The organism is Lysinibacillus sp. GbtcB16 (assembly GCF_019091145.1).
GTDB classification, from domain to species: domain Bacteria; phylum Bacillota; class Bacilli; order Bacillales_A; family Planococcaceae; genus Lysinibacillus; species Lysinibacillus fusiformis.
Window position 1 is genome coordinate 1 of record NZ_JAGXJV010000020.1, and the last position, 9,513, is coordinate 9,513.

Here is a 9,513-nt window from a genome sequence, read left to right on the forward strand (position 1 = left end):
GACTGTATTTAACACAGAAATTTGCGTTAATACTAATTCTTTTAAATGGTTATCTTCAAATGGAATACTGTTGTAATAGCTCATCATTCCAGGGATATTATTCACAAAGTATTCTGAGTCTGTATCTTCAGACATCACCCTAACCATCAATTTATATTTGTTAAATAATGCTTTGGATTTTATAAGATAGTTATTTTCATTTTTTTCAATAGCAAAACCTTTACTAAAAACATCGAAAATCTTACATTCGATTTCTTTTGTATTATTCATAGAAGCGAATATAGTGAAATTGTTCAATTATTTCTCCTCCTTACAATTATTAGATTTCACCAAAGTTCAATGCCCTCTAGAGCTTGGCTAAAAAATTGTTTATGTTTTCGTAGTACTTCATTGTCCTTCCAAAACGTAAGCAATGACAGCCATTTCTCCATATCCACTGAAGTTGTCGGTTTAATTCCTTGCTGCAACATTTGGCATACGGCTCGTATTGCTATTTGACGCTCTACTTCCTTACCATTCAACCACTCAAATAAAGTTTCTGCACTCGGCTGTGATTCTACTAAAAGCGTATCCCACCCCTCTATCGGAAAAGAAACATAACGTTTCATCCATGCTATTGTTCTTGGGTTATGAAAATCACGTAGTCGCTGTAAAGCTATATAAGATTCAATTCTCCTTTTTTCAATATCTTGAAGAACAAGTGATAACCCCACTTCTTCTGGTAGACAGTAGGCGGTTAAATAATCTCTAATACTATTAGGCAAATCATTTTGGTCTTCCCAAAGTGTCATCACCCAATGACTTGCCTCTGTTGCACAAACCTCTACTAGCACTTTGCACCATACTTCTTTATCCGCTAAACGCCGTGATTGTTCAATTTGATTTTGAAGTGCGGCAAACACTTTCCCAGTATTTAACCGTGTAAATGCTTCTCGAACCCTAGTATCCTCCATACCATGCATCGACACATATAGGAGTAAAGTATCCAGTTGATACATAACGTTCTCCCATGTTGAAGTTAAATATTGTTCAAACCACTTTAGCCAGATTTGAGAAGTGGTCAAACTTAAATCTAGTCCACCTTCACTACAAAACTGTAGACACTGTCCACAATCTGCCCCTATGCAGCCTAAAGTTGTAGCTTTCTCTACATAATCTTTAAAATTCAAGGCAAGAAGGTCATACTCATCCTCCTCATGACTCCAATACCAAACGGAACCATCCTCAATCTTAATAAGTAGCGCATCACCATTGCCAGCCGTATGAAATTGTAGGTATAGTTGTTCTTTTGCATTATCACTGTCTCCGCCAAAATCAGGGAATTCGAGTTCTTCCAAGCTCCAGCCAAAATCACCTAAAGGTGTGTCTTCCAGCTCAATAGGAAGTAGTGCCTCGTCAGGTAAAGACCAATATACCCCCACTTGTCGAGAACAATGAAGTAATACATCACGGAACTCAGAAGGAATCGGAACGCCGAGCCGCATCTCTACCATTGATAGTTCATGCACAGTAGCCATAGGCTTTATCTCCAGTGGATGAATCCAAGCACCTTGCTGTTCAAGCTGTTTTAATAATTGCGTCCATCGATCAACCCATATTTGCATATCTATTCCTCCATGCTTAGAAAAATATTTCGGATAATGCTCTACTTTTTTCTCTACTAATGTATCGTCAGGAAGTCATTTATGTATTAGAGTTTGGTTTTACTTTCCCTAAAAACACTCGGATTTTACTTCTATTTAAATTCAAAATATATGCTAAATTACTTACCTTTACTTGTTCTTTTCTAGTTTTCTTCAGCAATTCTCATAAATCGTATCATGTTGACAATTTGGAAGGATGCGCCTATTATTATAAATACATTCGAATGTATCTATAAGGAGATATTTTATGGCCAGAAATAAATATCCAGAAGTTACGAGAAAAAGAATCATTGAATCAGCTGTTAAATTATTTACTTTAAATGGTTGGGATAATGTAACGATTCAAGAAATTGTCGATGATGTAGGGGATATTACTAGAGGAGCATTTTATCATCATTTTAAAACGCGTGCTGATGTTATTGATGCCATTACAAAGGAAATGCTAACAGCAAATAATTATTTTAATGACATCTCAGATTTGGAAAACTTAAATGCTTTAGAGCGTTTAAGACAAGGCATTTCTTTCTCAATTTCTCAAAGCGGAAAGGAAGAAAACTTATCCTCGATTCATTTAAAAATGAATTCTGCCGAGTTTGTTTATAGCCGCATCACAGAAGGAATTCAGGTTGTTGCACCAGGAATTCAAAAAATTATTGATGAGGGCAATCAAGACGGCTCACTGCAAGTTGCTTTCCCGAAGCAAGCAGCTGAAACTTTTACAATGCTTTTTGACATTTGGATGAATCCTGAAATATTTCGTGTAAGCCGAGCCGAATTTATTCATAAAATTGAACATATAAGTTTGATGTTCAAAGGGATTGGCATACCACTTATGAATGATGAATTGAAAGATGTTTTTTTAGCATTATTTGATAAAGTGCAGGAATAATAAACTACTATATGTAGTTTATTATTTTAATCTTATACATACATTCGTATGTATATATACTTAAAAATATTTTTAATTAATTTCATACATTTGTATGTATGAAAAAGGAGATAAATGATGAAAACCTTAGAAGTACTATTTACACTTATTTTAATACTATCGAGTATCTCACTAACTTTTAGACAACGTGGGGTAACTACAATAAATCTTATTATGATAGCTACCAATTATGTTTTGTTAATAGGAACAATTATGACAATTGGTGCTAACTGGCGCATGATCCCTGCTTATTTTGTTTTGATGTTATTAACATTACAAGTTTTTGTGAAGCCAAAAAGTACAATTGTTTCAAAAAATTTAAGGATGAAAATAATTAAAACTTCAGGTATTGTTGTGGCCACTATTACAATGTTCACATTACCAACGTTATTTCCAATCATGTCTTTTCCTGAACCAACAGGAAAATACACAGTAGGAACACAGACATTTCACCTGACCGATAAGAATCGCAAAGAATTTGTTGTACCTAATCATCAGGTGAATCGCGAACTGATGATTCAAGTTTATTATCCTGCTGAAAAAGAGACAGGACAACCTTCACCCTACTTTAAAGATATAGATGCGTTAACACAACAGTTAGCAACGACACAGGGTTTTCCCAATATCGCAACAACGCATTTAGGACTGACGAAAACCCATTCTTATCAAGATGCGACAGCTATAAAGTCTAAAGAAAAATTTCCACTTTTATTATTTGCACATGGTATGAGTTTATATAGTCGACAAAATACCTTCCAACTAGAAGAATTAGTGAGTCATGGCTATATTGTCGTTGCTCTTAACTTTACAGGTGACGCGGCAACAACAATATTCCCCGATGGTGATCGGGTTGATTTTACACCAATTGAAAACACCATTACATTCTTGAATAATCGAATTCATCTTTGGGAGCAGGATGCATCTTTTGTTTTAGATGAAGTCATTAAAGGAGATTTTGATAAGAACTTTCGTGCAATAGCCTCACTAATTGACTATGATAGCATTGGTATGCTAGGTCATTCTTTTGGCGGTGCTACTTCAGCTCAAATGCTAGTAAAGGATAATCGTATTAAAGCAGCCATTGATATGGATGGTGGGTTATATGGCGATTCAATGCCAAAAAATGGTCCTAAAAAGCCTTTTATGCTGATGAATGCTGAGGCATCCATAAACTTTATGAAAGAAGCATATAACCAGCAGCCTGGTAATCGTGATGAATTGTTTGTAGAAGCTTATCTACGAAATAAAACAATTGAAAAGTCTGGTGTTTACACAGCTATTATTCCAAAAACAAATCACGGAAGTTTTACAGATTTAGCAGCCGTTTCGCCGATTATTAATGAATCTGGGGCAGATGTAAATGCAATTTATAAATTGATTAATGAATTATCACTTGGCTTTTTCGATAAAAATTTAAAAGGAATCCAAGACAATAAATTAAATAAAATACAAAAGGCACATCCGGAAATAAACTTAACTTTGCATTAAGTATATTTGGGGTTGTTGATAGGCAGAGATGCATCAACAACCTTCTTTTATTTCCACCATAATCTTTGTTACATATTCCTCTTCACGATTTTTAATAACCGCATCATAAATATATTCCTCATAAACATACTGCCCCAGTTCATAGCCTTTTTCTCTCATGACCTGGAATAATCGCTTGTAGGTCTCTTCCAGAGTCGTAGATGTTCCTACATGGTATCCAACAATAAACTTTCCTTCAATTGCTTTAAAATAAGGATGACCTTCCTGCGGATGCGGCTGCTCAATATATAAGTACCTATAATTATCATAGTTACCGGCTAATACCTGCTCCCTTTTGGTAATTCCACCAATCGGATAACCTGTGTCTAAGCGAGAGCGATCCAATTCATCTATAAAATCAGAGACAGCCTTAACGAATTGTTCTTCCGTTGAGTCCTCAATATTTCGACTTAAATACAAGGTTGCCTCTGGGAAATGCTCAATTGTAATGCTATCAAAATCAAGTTGTAGTGACTCCTTCGTTAAATCAATTTTGACATCAATAATGCCTTCAATCATCTCCAGTTCTCGCCGCTTTTTTGCGACAATTTCCTTTTGTAAATGCATCAATTCTAAAAAATTTTCAGGTGATTTCTCCGCCATATACTGCTGTATACCTTTCAAAGACATGCCAACAGCCTTTAATAACTCAATGACGCTAAAAAAATCATATTGAGCGAGTGAATAATATCGATACTCTTTACTATCCTTCATAACAGGAGATAGCAAGCCAATTTGATCGTAATAAATTAAAGTTTGTTTATTAACCTTACATATTTTAGCAAATTCGCCAGTTGTAAAATATTTTACATTTTTATTAAGCATTTTTTGAGTATCCTCTCTTGACTATATAGTAACTATATACTTTAGATTGTACCTATTCACAATAAAAATAGAAAGGTTTTGACATTATGTTCACGGAGATTCGTGACATTACAGCTTTTAACAAACAAGAAATTTTAGCATTACGTATTGCTGACAATCAGCAAAATTTTATTGAAAGTACAGACCAATGCTTAGCAGAGGCGGAGATGGATCGGCGCTTTACACCATTAGGCTTATATAAGGATAGCACCGTAATAGGCTTCGCTATGTATGGCGTATTTCCTCATGAGGATCATAGTCAACGAGTTTGGCTTGATCGTTATTTAATTGATGAACGCTATCAGGGACAAGGTTTAGGTAAACATTTTTTACAGCAGCTTATACATTACTTAACAGAAAAATTCAGCTGTCACAAAATATATTTAAGTGTTTATGACAATAATGCAGTAGCTATTCAGCTATATAAACAGTTTGGCTTTATGTTTAATGGTGAACTAGATGATAAAGGGGAAAAAGTAATGGTCTTGGAGGTGCATGGATATGACAACCATTAATCCAATTGAAACACGGCCGCTCAAACCATTATTTTTATCCTATTTATTTCCAGCGATGGTTGGCATGCTTCTCATGTCCGTTAATATTTTAGTGGATGGCATTTTCGTTAGTCACGGCGTGGGTCCTACAGCGTTAGCAGGCGTTAATATTGCAGTTCCGATTTTCTCTATTCTGCTGTCTATTTCGCTTTGGATAGGGATGGGTGGAGCTACACTCTATTCCATTTCTCTTGGGGAAGGCAATAAGCAACGAGCTCATCAGCTCTTTACGTTGGCGTTTACTACAATGCTTGTGGTCGTGTTAACAATTATCGGGTTCCTTGCGCTTAATTTAAAAGATATTTCTTATATATTCGGGGCAAGTGATGATACGTATCCATATGTGCAAGAATATTTACACGTTATTTTGTTATTTGGAGTGTTTTATACAATTGAAAATCTTTTAAGTATCTTTATTCGCAATGATGGTAATCCAAAGCTAGCTATGCTGGGTTTAATTACAACATCTGTATTGAATATTATCTTAAATTATATTTTTATCTTCGTTCTAGATTATGGTGTAACAGGCTGTGCATTAGCAACAGCAATAGCTACTATTATAGGTACAGCTGTACTATGTCTTCATTTTTTCCGTCCACAATCTGAATTAAAGTTTGTCTCTTCATTCTTCAATAAGACAGATTTAAGAAAAATTTTCGCTATCGGATTACCTAGTTTTATTGTCGAGGCTTCTGTAGCAGTTATTATTATTTTATATAATGTGACCTTTTTACACTATTTAGGGGCAAACGGTGTGACCGCCTATGCAATGGTCAACTATATCCATACAGTCCTGTTAACAATTTTTTTAGGTATTGGCATGGCTCTACAGCCATTAGTTAGCTATCATCATGGGGCAAGATTACTTGAGAGGTTAACAGCATTACTAAAAATCGGATTAGCTACGGCATTTATTTTAGGATTAACGACAGCCCTTATAGCTATGCTTTTCCCTTCACAGCTTATGGCTTTATTTGGAGATAGCTCATTCGAAATTCGTCATATGGCAACTCAAGGCTTTGTTCATTTTGCTATAGGCTATGTATTTTTAGGTATCAATATGGTACTTGCCGAATTCTTTCAATCTATCGAAAAAATTCGTATTGCCACAACTATTATGTTACTTCGGAGTATTATTTTATTTATCCCAACTCTTATTCTCCTGCCTAAAGTGTTTGGCTCTCAAGCAATTTGGTGGACCTTCCCAGTGGCAGAGGGTATTACAGCCTTACTTATTTACGGGTATATCAAAAAAAACCCACGAATAATTTACTCTTCTGGCGATGCTTAAATGGAAAGGGACCTTGTACTTATACAGGTCCCTTTCCTACTATTTATTCAGTTAAATATTGAATAACAGCCATTTCTTTACCGAAACGATCGCCATTATCGACAAAACCTAAACTTGCATACAAATGATGCGCGGCTTTATTTTCTGGATGATAACCTACAACAACCTTTGTAGCATCCGGTAACTTAGCTAGTTCGTTTATTATTTGCTTTGTGGCTTCTTTGCCAATACCTTTACCTTGAAAGTGCTGATCAATCATTATGCGATAGATCCAGTACCCGCCAAGCTCTTCCTTTACTGTATTGAACATTAAAAATCCAACAATCTTGTCTTCATAGTAAATGGCATATGGCTTTAAAGTTGGTTCGAACTTTGATTGCGCAATAGAAATAGCGTTGGATTCAACATAATCCCTTTGCTCTGCTGATGTTTCTAACAGGCAGCAATCATACCAATTATTATTATTTACCTCTTCGATTCTTACAGTATTGCTAGACATATATGGTCCCCTTCCGAATTTAGGGAAACACTAAACACTTTGTTAATAAGGCGTTTTCCCCCTGTATTGAACGATAAAAATAAATGTATTTGTCATCATGACCGCCCCCTATAGCAAAGATTAATAACTATAATAACATACCTTTTTATACATTATTAACATTTTTTTCTTTTTTAGCAAAATTAAAACCAGCACAAATATTCTCTGTGCTGGCTTAGTTTCTATTTTGATATTTCCCTATACTCTTCCAGAAGAATACTCATAATGATTTCATCTGAAAAAGTATTATTCATAAATAATGCCTGCCTCAATACACCTTCTTTTTTGAAGCCAACCTTTTCATAGGATTTGATCCCTCTAATATTATGAGAGTAAACTTGTAGTTCCAAACGATTCAGACATAGCTCCTCAAATGTAAATTTTTGAGCAAGTTGAACTGCTTCTGATCCAAGACCTCTGCCACAATCCTCTAATCCATGCAGGGCTATACGAAACATTGCCTTCTTATTATCTAAATCCACTTCCATAATAGCTAAGTCACCAATTACTTGATCATTATCTACTAAACAAATAGCAAAATCATAGCGAGTAGAATCTTCTTTAAAGCGGTAGATAGCCTCTTTAATTTGTTCTTTTGTTAGCAAGTTACGAGTTCCTGTCATATACATGATTTCCTCATTTTGAAAGCATTTTTCAATACTTTCGCTATCATTAACAGAGATTTCTCTTAAATATACCCTCTGACCCTTTACCATCATTGTCAAAAACACCCCCTACTTATCTTAAATGAGCTACGCCTGTAAATTAAAAAAGAATCATCTCTACATACAAGATGATCCCTTTTGTAAAGCTATTTTTATTCCATTAATTTTTTGTCCTCAACGACGTCCATTTTCTGTTTAGATTCTTCTGAGGAAGTAACCCCTAGAATATCAAGTAAGAACATGAACAATGGGATACCGATGATTAATCCCCATACACCAAGGAAATGCTCTGAGAAAAGGATGACCATAAATGTGTAGAAAATCGGTAAATCTGTCTTGGCTGACATAAGCTTTGGATTTAAGAAATACGCTTCAATCGCATGTAAGACCATAACAATTACTAAAATGTAGACAATGTACATTAAGCCACCAATACTATAGGCGATAATACTGAGTGGGATTAATGAAATAATAACACCTGCAACTGGCACTAAGCCAAGAATAAACAGCATAATCCCAAGAGCAATTAGATGTGGGAAGCCCATAATCGAAAGGGCAATCACTGATAATACACAGTTAACAGCAGCAATAATGAACTGTGCCTCAATTACTTTACCAAATGAACGGATGAAAATTCTTGAAAAATAATGCAGTTCATCGTAAAGAGGTCCAATTTTACTATCCTTAAACTTTGCTGTAAATTCAATGATGCGTTTCTTTTCCAACAAGATGAACAAACTCAATATTAGGGAGATCAAAATTTGCATAATGATTTTACCAATATTCGTAATATTTTTAAGAGTTATATCCACACCCTGTTCTAAATACTTACCAAGCTCAATCTTCTCAAAGGTTGGAGCCAAATATCTCGCAATCTCATTGTCATCTGGATCGAGGTTAAAGCTAGCAATAAGATCAAAAAGCTGTGTGACTTGCTGCGTGACAATGGGCAAGTATTTGTAAATCACAGCAACAATACCAGCGACCAGTAACAAATATAATGTTACAGTAACAGCCTTTTCATTCATCGGTGTGTATTTTCTTATTTTTTTCGTTGTCTTCGTAGTAAGCTGATTCATCAAATAGGTAATAATAAATGTAAGCAAAATTAAGTTGATCATACTTCGCATTAAATACAATGCAACAGCAATTCCAACTAGAATGATAAAACGTTTAAATCCATTACTCCGAAAGAAATTATTCATTTATTCACTCCTTCTACAAAACGGCCTCGCTGCCTTTGCCACCTAAGGTTGCACTAGTAACTAAACATCAGTAGTAAACATTAATTTACATCAATACGCATCATTCTTATGTAAAAATTTCCCTCTCATTTAATGAGTATAGCCATCCACCTTCAAATTAAGACGAAATTCATGTTTCTTTAGAAGTATCTGTATAAAACCTAAGGGCGTGAAGTGAATTGTATGTCTAGTCAAATTAAAAAGTTAATACTTTTATCTATTTTGAATGCTTTATCAGCGTATAAGCCTATATTTTATG

At 34.9% G+C, this 9,513-nt stretch carries 9 protein-coding genes and 1 pseudogene; 4 read left to right on the plus strand and 6 right to left on the minus strand.

Annotation, left to right across the window (positions count from 1 at the left end):
- Window positions 1-297 (minus strand): annotated as a pseudogene (locus KVT27_RS22445) (DUF4272 domain-containing protein); the annotation flags it as partial.
- A gap of 29 nt (window positions 298-326) precedes the next feature.
- Entirely contained in the window at window positions 327-1,604 is a 1,278-nt protein-coding gene (locus KVT27_RS22450; protein ID WP_082011535.1) for an SMI1/KNR4 family protein, read from the minus strand.
- 286 nt (window positions 1,605-1,890) lie between these two features.
- On the opposite strand from KVT27_RS22450, the gene KVT27_RS22455 reads away from it, so the two are divergent.
- Window positions 1,891-2,532 carry a TetR/AcrR family transcriptional regulator gene (locus KVT27_RS22455; protein ID WP_012295970.1) on the plus strand — a complete coding sequence of 214 codons (642 nt, stop codon included), beginning with the start codon at window positions 1,891-1,893 and terminating at the stop codon, window positions 2,530-2,532.
- 117 nt (window positions 2,533-2,649) lie between these two features.
- A complete protein-coding gene (locus KVT27_RS22460; RefSeq protein ID WP_217581969.1) occupies window positions 2,650-4,059 on the plus strand; it encodes an alpha/beta hydrolase family protein in 1,410 nt (469 codons plus the stop codon).
- A 33-nt stretch (window positions 4,060-4,092) separates the two neighbouring features.
- On the opposite strand, the gene KVT27_RS22465 is transcribed toward KVT27_RS22460, so the two are convergent.
- Complete coding sequence (locus KVT27_RS22465) at window positions 4,093-4,923, minus strand: MerR family transcriptional regulator (RefSeq protein WP_036121435.1); 831 nt, start codon at window positions 4,921-4,923, stop codon at window positions 4,093-4,095.
- An 86-nt stretch (window positions 4,924-5,009) separates the two neighbouring features.
- Between KVT27_RS22465 and KVT27_RS22470 the strand changes: the two genes are divergently transcribed.
- Together KVT27_RS22470 and KVT27_RS22475 are read left to right on the plus strand one after the other, a co-directional pair.
- Window positions 5,010-5,477 carry a GNAT family N-acetyltransferase gene (locus KVT27_RS22470; protein WP_036121436.1) on the plus strand — a complete coding sequence of 156 codons (468 nt, stop codon included), beginning with the start codon at window positions 5,010-5,012 and terminating at the stop codon, window positions 5,475-5,477.
- Window positions 5,464-6,807, plus strand: coding sequence for an MATE family efflux transporter (locus KVT27_RS22475; RefSeq protein ID WP_036121437.1), 1,344 nt, complete (start codon window positions 5,464-5,466; stop codon window positions 6,805-6,807). The genes KVT27_RS22470 and KVT27_RS22475 overlap by 14 nt, the downstream gene beginning before the upstream one ends.
- 43 nt (window positions 6,808-6,850) lie before the next feature.
- Here KVT27_RS22475 and KVT27_RS22480 read toward each other — a convergent pair whose 3' ends face one another.
- From KVT27_RS22480 to KVT27_RS22490, 3 genes are all read right to left on the minus strand, one after another.
- Entirely contained in the window at window positions 6,851-7,306 is a 456-nt protein-coding gene (locus KVT27_RS22480; protein ID WP_036121438.1) for a GNAT family N-acetyltransferase, read from the minus strand.
- Window positions 7,307-7,527: 221 nt separating this feature from the next.
- The gene (locus tag KVT27_RS22485) at window positions 7,528-8,064 is read right to left on the minus strand and encodes a GNAT family N-acetyltransferase (protein ID WP_191967630.1); all 537 of its coding nucleotides are present in this window, start codon (window positions 8,062-8,064) and stop codon (window positions 7,528-7,530) included.
- Between the two features lie 98 nt (window positions 8,065-8,162).
- Window positions 8,163-9,215 carry an AI-2E family transporter gene (locus KVT27_RS22490; RefSeq protein ID WP_036121439.1) on the minus strand — a complete coding sequence of 351 codons (1,053 nt, stop codon included), beginning with the start codon at window positions 9,213-9,215 and terminating at the stop codon, window positions 8,163-8,165.
- Window positions 9,216-9,513 lie beyond the last annotated feature (298 nt).